Raw genomic sequence first — 17,708 nt, 5'->3', positions numbered from 1 at the left:
CCTCCCCCTCCGCCCATCATCCCCCCGCAAGCATCCCCATCACTTTAAAGTACCCTTGCAGCTCCCCAACCGTACAAGTCTTCTCAGCCAGCAATTTCTTTGCCGCAGCCATTGCCTTTCGTTTGGTGCGGCCGGCAGAGGCCTCATCGTTCAGGGATTTTACATACTGGTCTATAAGCTCCTCCAGGATTTCCAGGTCGCCTTTTTCCCGGCGGAGGGAATCCAGGTATTTTACCTCCTTCATGGTCAGGGCGGCATGTTCCAGCAGGTCCGGGCGGCGCTCCAGAGTGCGTTTTATGGATTGCTGCCTGCGCCACTCCTCAATATTTTTATGGTGGCCGCTTAAAAGCACCTCCGGGACTTCCATCCCGCGGAATACCTCGGGACGGGTGTATTGGGGGTATTCTAACAGGCTGTCATGGAAGGATTCTTCCTCAGCCGAGGCGTCGTTGTTCAGAACCCCGGGCACCAGACGGGAGATACAGTCAATCATAACCATGGCGGGAAGTTCCCCGCCTGTGAGGACATAATCTCCCACGGAAAGATAATCCGTGGCAATCAGCTCCAGGGCACGCTCGTCGATTCCTTCGTAATGCCCGCAGAGAAAGACCAGATCCTCCTCCTTTGCCAGCTCCTCCGCTATGGTTTGGTTAAATACCCTGCCCTGGGGCGTCATATAGATAAGCCTGGGCTTCCTGCCGATGCGCCCGCACAGGGCCTCGTAAGCCTCGCACACAGGCCCCGGCTGCATAACCATGCCTGCGCCGCCGCCGTAAGGGGCGTCGTCCACATGTCTGTGCTTATCCTTTGAATAATCCCTGATGTCAATGGCTTCCACAGATATGGTCTTGCTCTCCATGGCCCGCCCCGTTATGCTGGTTCCCAGTCCTCCCATAACCATGTCGGGGAACAGTGTCAGTATGTGAAAATTCATCCGGTCTCCTTCCAGCGGTTCTTAAGCTTTGTCTGAAGGCGGTACAGGGTGTTCATAGCATCAAGAGGCGTCATGGTGGACAGCTCCAGACTGTCCAGCTCACGTATGATATCGTCATCCTTTACCGTATCAAAGAAGGACAGCTGCTGCAGGTCCACCTCATCCGGCTTCGGCACCGCCTTGTGCTGGGTTATGTTGGAACTGATTTCCGCAATTTCCTTTGCCCTGGCCGTGATGTCCGCATCGCTTAATTCTTCCGCGATTTCTTTTGCCCTGGCTATAACGGAATCCGGCACGCCGGCCAGCTTTGCAACCTGGATGCCGTAGCTCTTATCTGCACCGCCTCGGACAATCTTGCGCAGGAATACGATGTCGTCTCCCTGCTCCTTTACCGCTATACAATAATTTTTCACCCCTGCTATGGTGCCTTCCAGCTCTGTCAGTTCATGGTAATGGGTGGCAAACAGTGTCTTGGCTCCCAATAGCTTGGAATTGCTTATGTGTTCTATTACAGCCCAGGCAATGGACAATCCGTCAAAGGTGCTGGTTCCCCTTCCGATTTCATCCAGTACCAGAAGACTGTTTCTGGTGGCATTGCGCAGGATGTTGGCCACCTCTGTCATTTCCACCATGAAAGTGCTCTGTCCACTGGCCAGATCGTCGGAAGCCCCCACCCTGGTGAAAATACGGTCGCATATGCCGATATCAGCCTCCTGGGCCGGCACAAAACTGCCCAGCTGGGCCATAAGTACAATCAGGGCCACCTGGCGCATGTACGTGGATTTACCCGCCATGTTGGGGCCTGTGATAACGGACAGCCGGTTCTTTCCATTGTCCAGAAAGGTGTCGTTGGCCACAAACATGTCGTCCCGCATCATCTGCTCCACCACGGGATGGCGGCCGTTCTTAATCTGAATCACGCCCTTGTCGTTGATGGAGGGCTTCACATAGTTGCGCCGGGTTGCCACCACGGACAGGGAACAGAATACGTCGATTCCAGCTATGGACTTGGCCGTCTTTTGAATGCGGATGACCTCTGCCCCGATTTTGTCCCTGACCTCGCAGAACAGGTCATACTCCAGGGACACCAGCTTTTCCTCCGCGCCCATGATGATGTCTTCCAGCTGCTTTAATTCATCGGTGGTAAACCGCTCCGCGTTGGTCAGGGTCTGCTTGCGGATATAGTAATCCGGCACCTGGTCCTTGAAGGAGTTGGTCACCTCAAAATAGTAACCGAATACCTTGTTGAATTTCACCTTCAGGGTCTTAATGCCTGTCTTTTCTTTTTCCTTTGCCTCCAGCTCCGCCAGCCAGTTCTTACCCTCTGTCTTGGCATGGCGCAGCTTGTCCGCCTCCTGGTTGTAGCCGTCCTTTATGATGCCGCCTTCCCTGACCGTAATGGGCGGCTCCTCCACAATGGCATCCCCTATAAGCTGGAAGATATCCTGAAGGGGATCCAGCTCCCGGCCCAGCTCTGCCAGAAGTTCGCTGTTAAACTCTCCCAGTATCCGTTTGATATAGGGAAGCATTTCCAGAGAGCTTCTGAAGGCAATCAGGTCCCTTGGATTGGCTGTCTTATAGCTGATTCGCCCTATCAGACGCTCCAGGTCATAGATGGGATTTAAGTACTCGCATATCTCTTCCCGGGAGATATAGTTCATGTTCAGCTCTTCCACCGCGTTCTGGCGCTTGATGATTTCGTCTCTGTGAATCAGCGGCTGTTCGATGCAGGCGCGAAGCAGCCTGGCTCCCATGGCTGTCTTTGTCTTGTCCAGAACCCACAGCAGGGTGCCTCTCTTCTGTTTTTCCCGCATGGTCTCCACCAGCTCCAGGTTCCTTCTGGTGGATGTGTCAATAACCATGTACTGTCCGGTAGAATAGGGGGTGATGGTGGTAATGTGCTCCAGGGTGCTCTTCTGGGTCTCATAGATATACTGCATCACGGCGCCGGCGGCAATGATGCCTGTGGCATAGTCCTCCAGCCCCAGTCCCACCAGGGCTCCCACCTTAAAATGCTCCATCAGGATACGGCGGCAGGATTCCTCACCGAAAAAGCGGCTGTCCAGGGCAGAAATAACCACCTGATAGCGGTTTTTCAGCTCGTCCATATCCACGCCCGACATGTAAAAGGCATTGTTGCAGATAATCTCAGACGGGGAAAATTTGTTGATTTCGTCAAACAGTTCCCGGTCCGAATCCACCTCAGTCACCATGAAATCCCCGGTACTGATATCCGCGGTGGATATTCCGTAGATTCCATCCATATATACAATTCCCATCAGGTAATTGTTCTTTGTCTCATCCAGCACCTGGGAGCTGGTTATGGTTCCCGGAGTCACCACCCGGATTACCTCACGCTTCACCAGGCCCTTGGCCTGCCTGGGATCCTCCATCTGCTCTGCTATAGCGACCTTATATCCCTTCTGGACCAGGCGGTACAGGTAGGAATCCAATGCGTGAAACGGCACCCCGCACATAGGTGCCCGCTCAGAAAGACCGCAGTCCTTTCCTGTAAGGGTTATCTCCAGTTCCTTTGATACTGTCAGGGCATCATCGAAAAACATCTCATAGAAATCTCCCAGACGGTAAAACAGGACACAGTCCGGGTACTCCTTCTTTGTCTCCATATAATGCTGCATCATGGGAGATAATTGTGACAAATCTATCAAAATGCTGACCTCTCTTCTCTAGTATGCTTGTTTATTCTTGTTTTATCTTAATTTGCCGGTTATTGTTTGTCTGGTTCTATTCATTTTCCTTATCAGCTATATGTCCCATATAATAAAAGCCCTTGCTCTCCTGCAGATACACCGGCACCAGCCTTCCAATCATGGATGCATCTCCCGGGAAGTGTACCACTGTATTGTTGGACAGGCGGCCTGTCATAAGCCCCGGCGCATGGTCGTTCACCTCTTCCACCAGGACCTCCTGGACTGTCCTGACATCCCGTCCACACACCTCTGCCGAGATATCCTGTACTTCCTTTAAAAGCCTGTCAAACCGCTCCTTCACAATTGCCTCCGGCACCTGATCTTCCATGGCTGCCGCCGGTGTGCCGGTACGCTTGGAGTAGATGAAGGTAAAGGCGCTGTCAAACCCCACCCTTCTCACCACATCCATGGTCTCCTCAAAGTCCTCATCTGTCTCGCCCGGAAATCCCACAATGATATCCGTTGTCAGTGAGATGCCAGGCACTGCCTTTTTAATCCGCTCCGCCAAATCCAGATACTGCTCCTTGGTATAGCGCCGGTTCATAACCTTCAGTATCCGGCTGCTGCCGGACTGGAGGGGAAGGTGCAGATGACGGCATATCTTTTCAGACCTGGCCATGACCTCTATGAGTTCGTCGGACAGGTCCTTTGGATGGGATGTCATAAAACGGATCCGCTCAATTCCGTCTATCTTCTCCACTTCCTCCAAAAGCTGCGCAAAGGTCATGGGATTGTCCAGGTTCTTTCCATAGGAATTTACATTTTGTCCAAGGAGCATGATTTCCACCACTCCGTCCGCTGCCAGCTTCTGTATTTCCTTAATGATTTCTTCCGGCCTGCGGCTGCGCTCCCTTCCTCTTACATAGGGTACAATGCAGTAGCTGCAGAAATTATTGCAGCCAAACATAATATTGACTCCCGACTTGAAAGGGAACTTGCGCTCCACCGGCAAATCCTCTACGATCTGGTCCGTATCCTTCCATACATCCACAACCATCTTCGTTTTTCCCTGCTTCTGTCCGCCCTGGGTCCGCCGCTCCAGGCACAGGGATACCAGTTCCGCCAGCTTGAAGATATTGTGGGTTCCGAAAATCAAATCCACATAACGGTAGCTTTTCCTGATTTTCTCCACTACTTCCTCTTCCTGCATCATGCAGCCGCACAGGGCTATCATCATGTCAGGATGCGTCTTCTTATAGGCCCCCAGCTGTCCCAGGCGGCCGTAAACCCGAAGATTGGCATTTTCCCGCACCGTACATGTATTAAAGAGCACAAAATCCGCTTTCTCTGATTCTACAGCCTGGTAGCCGATTGTCTCCAAAATCCCCAGAAGCTTCTCCGAATCCCTGGCATTCATCTGGCACCCAAAGGTGTTGATGCAGCAGGTAAGGGGACGTCCCAGCCTGCGGGAAAGTTCGGCCAGCTGTCCCTTCGCCCGCTCCATGAAGTACTGCTGACGCTCCGGCTCCGCAGCAGGGGGGTCCTGGTTTATGGCTGTTTCTGCATTTTTTATGTTGTCAATGGTATCTCTGGATTCTTCCATTTATCTGCTCCTTAGCTTCTATAATTTAGCTTCTATATTTAAATAGTTCTGTTCGGATATTGCTTTCTTTCCCGAAACGCATAGCAGGCCGGGCCTTTTGCACGGTCCAGCCAATTGCGATTAACAGTATGAATTTTACTTTAAAATGGTTGGGAAGTCAACCGGGTATTCAAGCATGGCTGCAAAACATCCCGTTTTAAATATCTTGACAAAATACCAGCTTACTGCAGGTTAACCGCTATGGCGATTGCTATGGCAACGGTTCCCATAAGGAAGAAAAATGCCTGCATCTTAATCTGGAATTTTGCCCATTTTCCCCAGTCAATCCTGGCAACACCCAGGACGCCGATCAGACTGGCGGAAACCGGTGTGAACGCATCCACAAATCCGGCTCCCATCTGGAAAGCCAGTACTGCTACCTGACGTGTGACGCCTACCAGGTCCGCAAGGGGCGCCATGATGGGCATGGTCAGGGCGGCCTGTCCGGAGTTGGAGGTCACAATCAGATTGAAACAGCTCTGGAACAGGTACATAAACAGCGCTCCGATAAACGAAGGCACTCCTGCAAGCGCATTTCCAATGGTATACAAAATCGTATTCAGCGTGGACGCCACATTTGCATCGGAGCCGCCCAGCACCAGAAGAATTCCTTTGGCCATACCTACCACAACCGCGGTTCCAGCCAGGTCAGCCACACCGCTCTGGAAGGCGGACGCCATACCGTTGACCGTCATATCATTGAGCTTAAAAATGACCGCGGTCACACCGGCCGCAAATCCCATCACAAAGAACTGGGAGGCGATTTCCGGAATATAATACCCTTCCTGGGTAACACCCCAGATAATCCAAACCAGGACAGCCAGCATCTCCAGAAGAATCAGCTTATGGCCCAGACTGAATTCCCTCTCCTCCGATACAGAGTCCATTCTTCCCCTGAAATAGGCATCACTCTCATAGACAACGGAGTGGGCCGGGTTCTTACGTATCTTTTCAGCGTAAATCATCATGTATCCTGCGGAAAGCAGAGTCACAATCACCCACATGGCCAGACGGAAGCCGGCGCCGGACAGAACCGGGATTCCCGCTATGCCCTGGGCCACCGCCACAGAAAAGGGACTCATCCATGAAACTGCATTGCCCACCTGGGACGCCACATAGGTAACAGTGATGGCCACAATGGAATCATAGCCCAGCGCAATCACAAAGGGCACCATAATCATGGAAAAGGGAATGCACTCTTCTGCCATTCCAAAGGTGGCGCCTCCCAGGGAAAACAGGATAAATAACAGCGGCAGAGCCAGACGCTCCAAGCCCTTTGTCTTTTTGATGAAGGCGTAAATGCCCGCATCAATGGCCCCTGTCTTCATGATAATTCCAAAGGAACCTCCCACCACCAGAATCAAGGCGCAGATTCCAACTGCGGAGCCGGAACGGTCCCCTGTCACCAGTCCCTCGAACACATAGTTGAGGAAGCCAAAACCGCCGAAATCCTCTGTGCCCCACACCTTTGCCGTCTTATGAAGCTTCTGGCTGGTATCATAGATGGATTCGCCGTACTGTCCGTACAGCACATCATCTGTCAGCCCCAGTTCATCCAAATCCTCCTGGGTCCACTCAGAAGAATCTGTTTCAAGAAACGCATCCAGCTCTGCGGGGTCAACACCCAGGGATTCCATCAGCGCTTCATCCCCGCTCATGGCTGTCAGGTTATCCTTCACCGCTTCCCGGTCCAGACGGTAGCTGTAGCGGAACGTGTCCGCCATCAGCACGGTCTTGGTCTTTACCGCACCGTTGGAATCCGTATATTCTACCTTGTGGGTGCTGAATTTCCCCGCCGGAACCAAAAATGTCAGCAGCCAGCACAGGAATATGGCAGCAAATATAATTGCATACGTATGGGGTGTCTTCATCTTTGTATAATCCCGCTTTGGGGTACCGGTATTCTTTTTCTTGTTAAATGGCATGGTTCATATCTCTCCTTATGATATAAATTTTAAGGCCGCCCTGTATACATGCGGCCTGTCTGACATGCCCTTCCATTTTACCCTAACGCTTGAAAATTAACAATATAAATTTCGTATATCTATTCCTGCTCTTCCCCGTCATCCCCATATTCCTGTTCCAGTCTGTCTGCCCGCTTCTTTTCAATCCTTACTATCACCACTCTTGTGAGCAGGAATACCACGACAAAGGTCAGCACCCCCGGGACCGCCTCTTTGGCATCCAAGGTTCCTGTTTTCGAGGTTCTCCAGAAAACCAGGATGAATACCAGTGCGCCCACTGCCACGGAGACAAGATTGCGCCTGACACGATGTTGCTGGCTGCCGTATCCCGGCCGGTACAGGCTGAACTTCAGCTGCCTTGCTCTGACATACTGATACAGGGGGGCCAGAATCAATATGACATATTCAACCACGCAGTCCCGGATTCCTTTTCCCATCAGCAGAACCTTAACCGCAAATGCCGCCGCCACAAACAGATACATAAGCATGGCCATCTCACTCATTATTTTATTTCTTACCTGTGTTGTTCTCTCGTCCATCATATCAGAATTCTCCTTCCTTTTCCTCTGACTTCCATATCTCCTGCTATTCCTCCCAGAACAGCTCATCCAGTGTCTTGTGAAGCGCCTTGCAGATTGCCAGGCAAAGATTCAGCGTAGGGTTGTACTTCCCCGCCTCTATCATCCCAATGGTCTGGCGGGTCACCCCTACCAGCTCAGCCAGTTCTTCCTGGGATAAATCCATACCGGCCCTGGCTGCTTTCATTTTCAGGTTTTTCACTGCCATCCCTCCCTCCTTACAGGCATCGCGTTTAAATGCATCAGCAGCATTTTATTAGCATTTTCTCGGGCCGTTCGGCCTTTTACTCGGATTGCAATTCCTTCGCAATTCCTTCGGCCTCCGTCTTATATTACATATTATAAATTATATCGTTCTAAATGTAAAGTATATATTGCATTTTGTTTATTATATTTTCTTGTTCTCAGCAGGAAACCTGCATGGGAGCTGACGGTATCCTTGGCATTTCCTTGTACTTCTTAGGAGGCACACCCAGTACCTTCTTAAATGCCCGTGAAAAATAATATTGATTGTCATATCCCAAATACTGGGCCACCTGGTATATATGCATGTCTGTATTGCAGAGAAGATAGCAGGCCTGTTCCATCTTCATGTTGATGTAGTAATCCATTGGCGCACACTTGACACATTCTTTAAAAACCGCGTTGAGATAGCTCTCCGACAGCCCTGCTTCCCTTGCAATCCGGGTCAGTGTCAGATTCTCCTGCAGATGATCCCTCATATAGGTTATCACACGATTCAGATATTGGCTCTTTGCTGTCCTGCATCTTCTCTCCAAAGCAATCTCCTCTTTTCCTGTTTTTTTGATTTCTTCTGATTTCTATTATAAAAAAACAATGGGATTTATCCTTGAAAATCATGCGCAGAAAAGGGAATATATTGAGTTTTTTATTCAAAAATGTTATAATTCATGGGATATAACCAGACAATATTGAGATTAAACAGAACAGATACTTTAAAAAACGTTCCAAAACCGGAACATACGCAAAAGGAGTCCGCGGCCATGCCTTCTAAAATCCAAATCATCACCAACGAACACCAGGAAGAGCTAAAGGAGCACGGGACCTATGAATTTCCCGTCCTTGTCAGCGACGAGGCCCTGTCCAGGTTCTACACCAGCTCCTTCCAGTGGCACTGGCATACGGAAATCGAGCTTACCCTCATCACAGAGGGGACTATGGTATATCAAATTAATGACCAGATCTTTTATCCCAGGGCCGGACAGGCGCTCTTCGGCAACTCCAATACCATGCACACCGGGCGCATGGAAAACGGCCGTGACTGCAGGTACATCTCCATTACCTTCCACCCCAGACTGCTGTACGGCTACCAGGGAAGCCGGATTGCCAGCCGGTATACGGACCCTCTGATGGAAAACGCCGCCCTGCCGGCTGTCTGCTTCGACCTGTCGCAGGAATGGCACGGGGAAGCGGTCGGGCTTCTGGAGGATATTATACGCATCGACAGCCTGCGCTATGATACCTATGAAATGGACATCCAGATGGACCTGTTCCGTTTCTGGAAGCTTTTATACCTTCACTGCCGCCCTGACCGGGAACCGGCACATACGGCGGGCAGGAAGAACCAGGAACGGATTCGTCAGATGCTCTCCTTCATCCATGAAAACTATCAGTCTGATATCACCCTGGATGATATTTCCCGCCACATCCATATCTGCAAAAGCGAGTGCTGCCGGGTCTTTAAGGGTTACATGAAGGAATCCCTGTTTGAATACCTGCTAAAATACCGCATTGAAAAGAGTATTCCCGATGTGCTGGAGGGAAAACTGACCATGACCGAGACAGCCATAAGGGCCGGCTTCACCGACCCCAATTACTTCTCCAAGGTGTTCCACAAGATAAAGGGCTGCTCTCCGAGAAGCTACCGGAAAACCCGGTCCTCCCCGCTGCCGTGATTCCGGTCTCCCGCACCGCTGCCCGGCCCGGGCCTCTGCACGGCCTTGGTGACTCCGGTCCGTTTCACCTTGTCAATGCCGCCCGACATGTGGGGAATCCGGTTCCCCACAAAAACAGCCCTCTGCACGCAGTCCTCCCCATACCGTTTTCTTATCTCATCCACAGCCGTGTCCAGCCTGGCGTATTTATCATGGAGTCCCCTGTCAAAAAGCTGATACTGATAATGGCCTTTTGGGCTGACCTTGCTTGTATGGACCCCCATCTGGCGGATGGGAGAATGATTCCACAGGCGGTCAAACAGGCTCCGGGCCGCCTCATAGATTTCCAGGGTGGTATCTGTAGCCGAAATCAGGGTGGTCTGACCGGATCCATGGCGAAATTCCCTGTCCGTGATGGAAATACCCACGCAGGCAGCTTCCATGCTGTCAGCCCGCAGCCTGGCGCACACGGTTTCCGTAAGGGATAATATGACCTGTTCTGCCGTCTCCCGATCCGTCACATCTGACGGCGTGGTCATAGAATTGCCGTACCCCTTATTCTGCGGAAGCTCTCTCAAAAATGGAGACACATCCCTTCCATTGGCATAATTCCAGATAAACTCCCCCTGTTTTTTTAGATGCCTTTTTAACAGTTCCAAATCCGAGGCAGCCAGAGCCCCTATGGTCCTTATTCCCAGCGCCCTCAGCTTTCTCACCGTGGCCGGCCCCACCCAGAACAGTTCATTTACAGGCAGCGGCCACATCTTCCTCTCTATCTCCCAGGTAAACAGGGTGTGGACCTGGTCCGGCTTTTGGAATTCAGAAGCCATCTTGGCCAGCAGCTTGCTGTCCGACACACCGATGTTCACGGTAAAACCCAGCTCCCGGCGTATTTCTTCCTTCAGCTGGTGCGCAAACGCTGTGTGCGTTCCCCATAATCCCATTGTGCCCTCCACCTGGCAGAACGCCTCATCTATACTGTACTGGTGAACATAGGGAAAATACTTCTTAAGCAGCTCCACAAGAGCGCTGGAGCAGCTCACATACAGGCTGTAGTCCGGAGGTACGATTACAAGCCCCGGACATTTGCATCTGGCCTCTGCCAGTGTTTCCCCTGTCCTGATTCCATACCCTTTGGCAGAGGAGGATTTCGCCAGCACAATGCCATGCCGTTCTGCCTCGCTTCCTCCGATGACAGAGGGAAGGTCCCGCAGATCCAAATCCTCCCCCAGGATACAGACCCTGTATGCGGCTGTCCAGCTTAAATAGGCGCTGTTCACATCCACATGGTACCATACCTGATCTTTTTGGCTTCTCATGACAGTGTCCTGAAAAATGACCACTTATGGGTAGATATGCGGTATCTCAGCTCAATAAGACGTCTCTGGCCCTCTGCCACGGCCCAGCACACAAAGCTGATATGCTCCATGCCGCAAAACTTCTCTTCCCTGGAAGAGACAATGCTCTCAATCTTCACCGTGATGATTCCGTGCTCCTTATTCTCATACCGGAACCAGAGGGGCGTCATATCTCCCAGGGTGCTGCAGGCGCCAAACATCTGTATGGGTATATTTAAAGCCGCCACTGCTTTCACCTCCTGGTTCCAATATATCAGAACATATGTTCTATTTCAAGTGGTAATTGCTGGGAGCCGGTTATTGCGCCGGCCAAATCATCTATTGAATCGTAAAACGGTTCTTCTCATATGAAATCACCCCGTCCCTCTGCATTCTGGACAGCTCCGCCGACAGCGCGCTTCTGTCCACGGACAGATAGTCCGCCATCTGCTGGCGGTTAAAGGGCACTGTGACGGTACGGCACCCCTGCTTTACGGATTCCTGGGACAGGTACACCATGACCCTCTCCCGCAGGGATTTAGGCGTGATAATATCCATTTTCTTCGTAAGCATCAGGTTTTTCCCGGCCAGCACATACATCAGGCTCCGTATCAGACGGTTGTGGAAGTCACAGCTGGATGAACAGGTGGTTAGGATGCGGTTCACGTCCATGAACAGGATTCTGGAGCGTTCCGATGCCTGCACATCCACCATCAGGGGTTCCCCCTTAAGACATGCATACGTCTCCCCGAATATCTGCCCTCCGCCTATATTCTCAATGATTTTCCTGTTTCCCCACACGTCGTCCTTAATGATGTTCACCGCCCCTTCCATCACCACCCCCAGACGGCCTGTCACATCACCGGCCCTGTATATATAAGCATCCTTCCCATAGGTCCTCTCTTCCGCTGAAAGGCATGTTAGCATGGCCTCTATTTCATGCTCCCTGATTCCCTGAAACAGCATTGTTCCTGCCAGCAAATGAATATCCATATTTTTCTCCCTTATCGTTGTTTCAACAACTTACTTGTTGTTGAAATTATATTATACTTTCCCCATACCGTCAAGGGCAGGCAGAACATACCGCCTGCTCACACATATTTACGAGGAGGATATATCATGGAACACAATATGTTTTGTTTTCAATGCGAACAGACCGCAGGATGCAGCGGATGTATGGGAAAAGCAGGTGTGTGCGGCAAGACAGCTGCCACTGCCAGGATTCAGGATGAACTTACAGGAGCCCTCATCGGCCTTGCCAGGGCGTCAGAAGGAAAAGACCGCTCTCCGGAAGCAGACCGCCTGATTGTAAGGGGACTGTTTGCCACCCTTACCAATGTAAGCTTTGATGACAGCGCCCTGAATGAGCTTCTTGCGGAGGCCGGACGCTTAAAACATTCCCTGTCCCCCATGTGCGGATCCTGTACGGCAGATTGCAGCCGGACAGAAGATTTTGACATGAACAGACTCTGGTCAGAGGATGAGGATATACGTTCCCTTAAATCCCTGATTCTTTTCGGCATGAGAGGAATGGCCGCCTATGCGTACCATGCCATGGTGCTGGGCCATGAGGACAGAGGAGTCATGGACTATTTTTATAAGGGGCTGTCTGCCGTTGGTTATGACAGCTATACGGTTCAGGATCTGCTCCCCATTGTCATGGAACTGGGCGCCGTAAACCTGGACTGCATGGCACTGTTGGACAGGGCCAACCGCCAGGCCTTCGGCATCCCGGCTCCGGCACAGGTAAGCCTTACCGTGGAACAGGGACCCTTTATCGTCATTTCAGGCCATGACCTTCACGACTTAAAGCTTCTGCTGGAGCAGACCCAGGGCCGGGGAATCAACATATACACCCACGGGGAAATGCTTCCCGCCCACGCCTACCCGGAGCTCAGAAAATACAGCCATCTGAAAGGCAATTTCGGAACCGCATGGCAGAATCAGCAGAAGGAATTTTCGGACCTTCCCGCCCCTGTGCTTTTTACCACCAACTGCCTGATGCCGCCCAAACCCTCTTACTCTGACCGGGTATTTACCACCGCCCTGGTGTCCTATCCGGGCATCGTCCATATTGACGGCCGCAAAGACTTCTCTCCAGTCATCCAAAAGGCCCTGGAGCTTGGCGGCTTCAAGGAGGATGTGACTATCCCCGGAATCAACGGCGGCACCAAGGTCACCACCGGATTTGGGCGGGAAGCCATTCTGGCTGCTGCGGGCACCGTGGCACAGGCAGTCAGACAGAACAGGCTGCGCCACATTTTCCTGGTAGGAGGCTGCGACGGAGCCCGTCCCGGCAGGAATTACTACACGGACTTTGTAAAGCAGGCGCCTGAGGACACCCTTATTCTGACCCTGGCCTGCGGCAAATACCGCTTTAATGACCTGGAGCTTGGAACCCTGGCCGGCATTCCCCGCCTTCTGGACATGGGACAGTGCAACGATGCATTCGGCGCCATCCAGGTGGCCGCAGCCCTGGCAGAAGCATTCGGCTGCCAGGTCAATGACCTTCCCCTTACCCTGGTTCTGTCCTGGTACGAACAGAAAGCTGTCTGTATCCTTTTAAGCCTGCTGCATCTGGGTATCAGGAACATTTACCTTGGCCCCACCCTTCCCGCCTTTCTCTCTCCGGCCATACTGGAATATCTGACCGAGCAGTTTGAAATCCATCCCATCTCCACACCGGAGCATGACCTGGCCGCGATTCTCGCCTGAAATTCCGGCCGTGAACAGGGACCTGTACGCCGCACCGGCATACAGGTCCCTGTTTTATTGTTCCCTAATCTTGATAAATACGTATTCCTTATCCCCGGATTTCTCCTGGCAGTAGCGATACCCCAGACGGTCAAACCCCTTAAGCCCCTCCGCGTCCCGGACGCCCCGCTCCGCCATAAACCGGACCATCTCTCCTCTGGCCATCTTGGCCTCGGTGGCTTTCACCTTTACCTTAAGACCGCCTGTTCCGTCCTCTGCAAGGGTTCCGAACACACAGGTCACATAATCAATATGGGCTTCCAGATAGGGTTCCACTGCCCTGCTGTATTCTTTTGAGGCCAGATTCACAATCAATGTCTCATCCGCGGCCAGTTCCCGGCAGATAGAGCTTCCCCAGTAGTCATAAAGGCTTTTGATACCTGACGGAAGCTCCACCTTTGCCTGCATCTCCAGGCGGTACGGCACGATGCCGTCCAGGGGCTTAAGGATACCGTAAAACCCGGACAGAATGCGCAGATGCTCCTGCACATAATCCCACTGTCCCTGCTCAAACACCCCAGGCGCCATGTACTGATACTGGATTCCCTCGTAGGATAAGAGGGCCGGGGTCAGGCGCCTTTCAAGGTCCATCTCTTTAAAACGGCCGTAATTAAGCAGGGCTATCTTTTCATTGCACTGCCACAGCTTCCTGGCCTGGTCTAAGTCCAGGCCCTGTATGTATCTCTTCAGTTCTTCTGCCCTGGAAAGGAAACAGGGAAGATTCGCCCATTCCAGCTCGTCTTCCCTGATATTCATTTTCTTGGCAGGTGATATGATTATCTTCATCCTGTCTCTTACTCCGTTTTCTCTTATTCCACTTTCTCTATCTTTGGAAAATACGTAAACAGCACCTTGGCTATAATCTTGTCCTTCTCCACAAACTGGTTCTTCCAGAACCGGGCATCCAGGGAATTGTTCCTGTTGTCTCCCATCATGAAGTAGCATCCCTCCGGCACTGTATAGGGACCGTAGGAGCCTTCCATTGGTTCGGGAAGGTAGGGTTCGTCAAGGGGCGTGTCTGAATCATTGATATAGACTTTTCCGTCCACCACGTTCACGGTTTCACCGGGAAGCCCTATGACACGCTTTACGTAGTAGATTTTTCCCGTTGGATCGTCCGGGAAATGGAAAATCACCACATCCCCTCTCTCAGGGTCGCTGGTCAGATAGGACAGCCTGGATCCGATGACACGGCTCTTGGACATGATGGTATTCTCCATGGAGCCGGTTGGCACACGGCTGTTGGCTATGATAAAGTTGTTAAGGACCAGGGCGATGATGACCGCTGCCACGATAATCTGTATCCAGCTGATAATCTCCTTTTTCCAGCTGAAGGGTTCTTCCTCCTGCTGTTTCCTGCTCCTTTTCCTGCTGTTTTCCTCTTCGAGCATATATATTTCCTCTTTTCCTGCATTCTGTCTGACAAAGCCGGGAACAAATGTAAAATGTCCCGGCTCCTCTGTAGCTGTAATCAGCGAATCTGTCCATCTCCGTAAATAATATACTTGGTAGTGGTCAGTTCCTTAAGGCCCATGGGGCCTCTGGCGTGAAGCTTCTGGGTGCTGATGCCGATTTCTGCTCCGAAACCGAATTCCTCACCGTCTGTAAAGCGGGTGGAAGCATTGACGTAGACAGCCGCAGCGTCCACCTCATTTAAAAATGTCTGGGCATTGAAATAATCAGAGGTCACGATTGTTTCCGAGTGACCTGTATTGTAGGTATTGATATGGCGGATGGCCTCATCCACAGAGTCCACCAGCTTTAAGGACAGGATATAATCCAGGTACTCCCTGCCCCAGTCCTCCTCGGTGGCCCTGACAAAGGAAGGTTCAATGGCACAGGCGTCCTCGTCTCCCCGGATCTCCACCTGCTTTTCCTCCAGCTTCTTCCTGAGAAGGGGCAGGAATTCCTTTGCAATGCTCCTGTGCACCAGAAGGGACTCGCATGCATTGCACACGCCGATTCTCTGGGTCTTGGCATTGAAGATAATGTCCAGGGCCATATTCTGGTCCGCGGAAGCGTCCACATATACATGGCAGTTGCCGGTGCCCGTCTCTATGACAGGGATGGTGCTGTTCTCCACCACGGTCTTTATAAGTCCCGCCCCTCCTCTGGGGATGAGCACGTCAATGTACCTGTTCAGGCGCATCAGCTCCCTGGTGGTATCCCTGCTGGTATCCTCAATCAGCTGGACCGAATCCTCGGGCAGGCCGGCGCTTGCGAGTCCGGCGCGCAGGCACCGGGTAATGGCCATATTGGAATGAAGGGCGTCGCTTCCGCCCTTTAAGATAACCGCATTTCCTGATTTGAAGCAGAGGCCGAAGGCGTCTGCCGTCACATTGGGGCGGGCCTCATAAATCATGCCGATAACCCCCAGAGGCACACGCTTCTGCCCAATCTGAAGGCCGTTGGGGCGAAGCTTCATGGACAGCACCTCTCCCACAGGGTCCTCCAGGGAGGCCACCTGCAGCAGGCCGTCCGCCATGGCCTGAACCCTGGCCGGCGTCAGCTTAAGACGGTCCAGCAGTCCCTGGCTCATGCCGCCGGACCTGGCCTTCTCATAATCCATAGAATTGGCCTCCAGGATTTCCTCCTCGCCTTCCAGCAAAGCCCTGGCCGCTTCCTCCAGTCCCATATTCTTCTCCCTGGAGCCCAGGGTACCCAGTACACGCGATACTTCTTTGGCACGGCTGCCTATTTCATTCAATGTCATCATAATCTCCCCTTCACAATGCATCAGACTTCCTTGATTCCGCCATGTTTCTTTCCCAAATCCGTGATGGAGCCGTCCGGCTCCTTGATGGATATGTTGTTCAGGTTATTGCGGAGGCTTCCCCGTATAGCTGCAACGTACTCCTGGCGCAGCCGGGCCTGTTCCTCCTTCTCCTCCTCTGTCAGCCCCACTGACTGGGACTTGTGGTACAGTTCGTTGATGCGGTCAATCCTTGACGCGTCCATACATTCACCTCTTTCAGGGCCTGGCGCCCGGCCGGGCGCCTTCCCTAGTATTCATTGTTCAGATAATGCATCAGGTCAAAATCCAGATTGGTATGGGCCAGGAACAGGGTTCCCTTTTCCTTGCCCGACATGATGTCCAGTATGACATCCACCTGGTCTCCGTTGGCTATGACCATATCGGCTCCGCTGTCCGTGGCAATCCGGGCCGCTGCCAGCTTGGCCGACATTCCCCCGGTACCCACGTCGCTGCCCGACGTATCCTTGCCCATACGCAGGAATTCCGGCGTAATTTCAGGCACCAGGCTGATAAATCCGGCCTCCGGGTTCTCCCTGGGGTCATCTGTGTAAAGGCCGTCTATGTCAGACAGCAGGATGAGCAGGTCTGCCCCAATCAGAGCCGCCACAATGGCTGACAGCCGGTCATTATCACCGAAGCTGTCCACATATGGAATCTCCGAGGTGGATACCGTATCGTTTTCATTGACAATGGGTATGGTTCCCAGGTTTAACAGCTCGTCAAAGGTATTCTGGGCATTGTACCTGGAAGAATCATTGACCATGGTGTCCTTTGTGAGAAGGACCTGGGCAGCTGTCTGGTTGTATTCCGCAAACAGCTTCTGGTAAATCATCATGAGCCTGGCCTGGCCCACAGCCGCAAAGGCCTGCTTCTCAGCAAGGGTATCCGGCTTCCTGTGACGGCCCAGGGCCTGCCGCCCCGCCGCAATGGCGCCGGAGGACACCAGGACCACGTCCTTTCCCTGTCCCCGCAGGTCGCTGACAACCCGCACCAGCTTTTCTATCTTCATCAGGTTCACTTCCCCTGTCTGAGCATGGGTAAGGGAAGATGAGCCAATTTTAATCACAATCCTCTGTTTATCCGCAAGATTCTGACGTTCCTGGGTTTCCATGATATACTCCTTTATCTCATCAAACGATTCCTGTTTATCTTACACCAATTTACAGGTCACGTCAATTTCTATGTTGTAAATGTTCCT

Annotated in this window: 17 protein-coding genes; 2 read left to right on the top strand and 15 right to left on the bottom strand. The window is 52.2% G+C overall.

The window, feature by feature from the left end:
* Positions 1 to 16: 16 nt before the first annotated feature.
* The 7 genes from trmD to CGC65_RS13870 all read right to left on the bottom strand — a co-directional run bounded on the left by trmD (position 17) and on the right by CGC65_RS13870 (position 8,548).
* Positions 17 to 934 (bottom strand): tRNA (guanosine(37)-N1)-methyltransferase TrmD, encoded by a 918-nt coding sequence (gene trmD, locus CGC65_RS13900; protein WP_002567488.1) that lies wholly within the window; start codon positions 932 to 934, stop codon positions 17 to 19.
* Positions 931 to 3,576 carry a DNA mismatch repair protein MutS gene (mutS, locus tag CGC65_RS13895; RefSeq protein WP_007037329.1) on the bottom strand — a complete coding sequence of 882 codons (2,646 nt, stop codon included), beginning with the start codon at positions 3,574 to 3,576 and terminating at the stop codon, positions 931 to 933. Before mutS ends, trmD begins: the two co-directional genes overlap by 4 nt.
* Before the next feature lie 103 nt (positions 3,577 to 3,679).
* On the bottom strand, positions 3,680 to 5,188 hold the full coding sequence (gene miaB, locus CGC65_RS13890; protein ID WP_002567486.1) for a tRNA (N6-isopentenyl adenosine(37)-C2)-methylthiotransferase MiaB: 1,509 nt from the start codon (positions 5,186 to 5,188) through the stop codon (positions 3,680 to 3,682).
* Positions 5,189 to 5,409: 221 nt separating this feature from the next.
* Complete coding sequence (gene yfcC / locus CGC65_RS13885; protein WP_002567485.1) at positions 5,410 to 7,152, bottom strand: putative basic amino acid antiporter YfcC; 1,743 nt, start codon at positions 7,150 to 7,152, stop codon at positions 5,410 to 5,412.
* A gap of 119 nt (positions 7,153 to 7,271) precedes the next feature.
* On the bottom strand, positions 7,272 to 7,733 hold the full coding sequence (locus tag CGC65_RS13880) for a DUF6773 family protein (protein ID WP_002567484.1): 462 nt from the start codon (positions 7,731 to 7,733) through the stop codon (positions 7,272 to 7,274).
* A 43-nt stretch (positions 7,734 to 7,776) separates the two neighbouring features.
* Positions 7,777 to 7,977, bottom strand: coding sequence for a helix-turn-helix transcriptional regulator (locus CGC65_RS13875; RefSeq protein ID WP_002567483.1), 201 nt, complete (start codon positions 7,975 to 7,977; stop codon positions 7,777 to 7,779).
* A gap of 196 nt (positions 7,978 to 8,173) precedes the next feature.
* Complete coding sequence (locus CGC65_RS13870; protein WP_002567482.1) at positions 8,174 to 8,548, bottom strand: helix-turn-helix domain-containing protein; 375 nt, start codon at positions 8,546 to 8,548, stop codon at positions 8,174 to 8,176.
* A gap of 225 nt (positions 8,549 to 8,773) precedes the next feature.
* On the opposite strand from CGC65_RS13870, the gene CGC65_RS13865 reads away from it, so the two are divergent.
* On the top strand, positions 8,774 to 9,685 hold the full coding sequence (locus tag CGC65_RS13865; protein ID WP_002567481.1) for an AraC family transcriptional regulator: 912 nt from the start codon (positions 8,774 to 8,776) through the stop codon (positions 9,683 to 9,685).
* On the opposite strand, the gene CGC65_RS13860 is transcribed toward CGC65_RS13865, so the two are convergent.
* The 3 genes from CGC65_RS13860 to CGC65_RS13850 all read right to left on the bottom strand — a co-directional run bounded on the left by CGC65_RS13860 (position 9,652) and on the right by CGC65_RS13850 (position 11,994).
* The gene (locus CGC65_RS13860; RefSeq protein WP_002567480.1) at positions 9,652 to 10,983 is read right to left on the bottom strand and encodes a DNA polymerase Y family protein; all 1,332 of its coding nucleotides are present in this window, start codon (positions 10,981 to 10,983) and stop codon (positions 9,652 to 9,654) included. The two genes, CGC65_RS13865 and CGC65_RS13860, sit on opposite strands and share 34 nt — an antisense overlap.
* Positions 10,980 to 11,249, bottom strand: a complete 270-nt coding sequence (locus tag CGC65_RS13855; protein WP_002567479.1) for a hypothetical protein — start codon at positions 11,247 to 11,249, stop codon at positions 10,980 to 10,982. Before CGC65_RS13855 ends, CGC65_RS13860 begins: the two co-directional genes overlap by 4 nt.
* Before the next feature lie 91 nt (positions 11,250 to 11,340).
* Positions 11,341 to 11,994 (bottom strand): Crp/Fnr family transcriptional regulator, encoded by a 654-nt coding sequence (locus CGC65_RS13850; protein ID WP_002567478.1) that lies wholly within the window; start codon positions 11,992 to 11,994, stop codon positions 11,341 to 11,343.
* A gap of 126 nt (positions 11,995 to 12,120) precedes the next feature.
* On the opposite strand from CGC65_RS13850, the gene hcp reads away from it, so the two are divergent.
* Complete coding sequence (gene hcp / locus CGC65_RS13845; protein ID WP_002567477.1) at positions 12,121 to 13,716, top strand: hydroxylamine reductase; 1,596 nt, start codon at positions 12,121 to 12,123, stop codon at positions 13,714 to 13,716.
* A gap of 54 nt (positions 13,717 to 13,770) precedes the next feature.
* Here the strand turns inward: hcp and yaaA are convergent, their stop codons facing one another.
* From yaaA to proB, 5 genes are all read right to left on the bottom strand, one after another.
* On the bottom strand, positions 13,771 to 14,541 hold the full coding sequence (yaaA, locus tag CGC65_RS13840; protein WP_002567476.1) for a peroxide stress protein YaaA: 771 nt from the start codon (positions 14,539 to 14,541) through the stop codon (positions 13,771 to 13,773).
* 23 nt (positions 14,542 to 14,564) lie between these two features.
* On the bottom strand, positions 14,565 to 15,146 hold the full coding sequence (lepB, locus tag CGC65_RS13835) for a signal peptidase I (RefSeq protein WP_002567475.1): 582 nt from the start codon (positions 15,144 to 15,146) through the stop codon (positions 14,565 to 14,567).
* Between the two features lie 80 nt (positions 15,147 to 15,226).
* Positions 15,227 to 16,468 carry a glutamate-5-semialdehyde dehydrogenase gene (locus CGC65_RS13830; RefSeq protein WP_038281995.1) on the bottom strand — a complete coding sequence of 414 codons (1,242 nt, stop codon included), beginning with the start codon at positions 16,466 to 16,468 and terminating at the stop codon, positions 15,227 to 15,229.
* 23 nt (positions 16,469 to 16,491) lie between these two features.
* Entirely contained in the window at positions 16,492 to 16,713 is a 222-nt protein-coding gene (locus CGC65_RS13825) for a DUF896 domain-containing protein (RefSeq protein ID WP_002567473.1), read from the bottom strand.
* Positions 16,714 to 16,757: 44 nt separating this feature from the next.
* A complete protein-coding gene (gene proB / locus CGC65_RS13820) occupies positions 16,758 to 17,621 on the bottom strand; it encodes a glutamate 5-kinase (RefSeq protein ID WP_002567472.1) in 864 nt (287 codons plus the stop codon).
* Positions 17,622 to 17,708 lie beyond the last annotated feature (87 nt).

The sequence above is a fragment of the Enterocloster bolteae genome, assembly GCF_002234575.2.
Taxonomy (GTDB): domain Bacteria; phylum Bacillota; class Clostridia; order Lachnospirales; family Lachnospiraceae; genus Enterocloster; species Enterocloster bolteae.
This window is presented reverse-complemented; position numbering and strand designations above follow the sequence as displayed.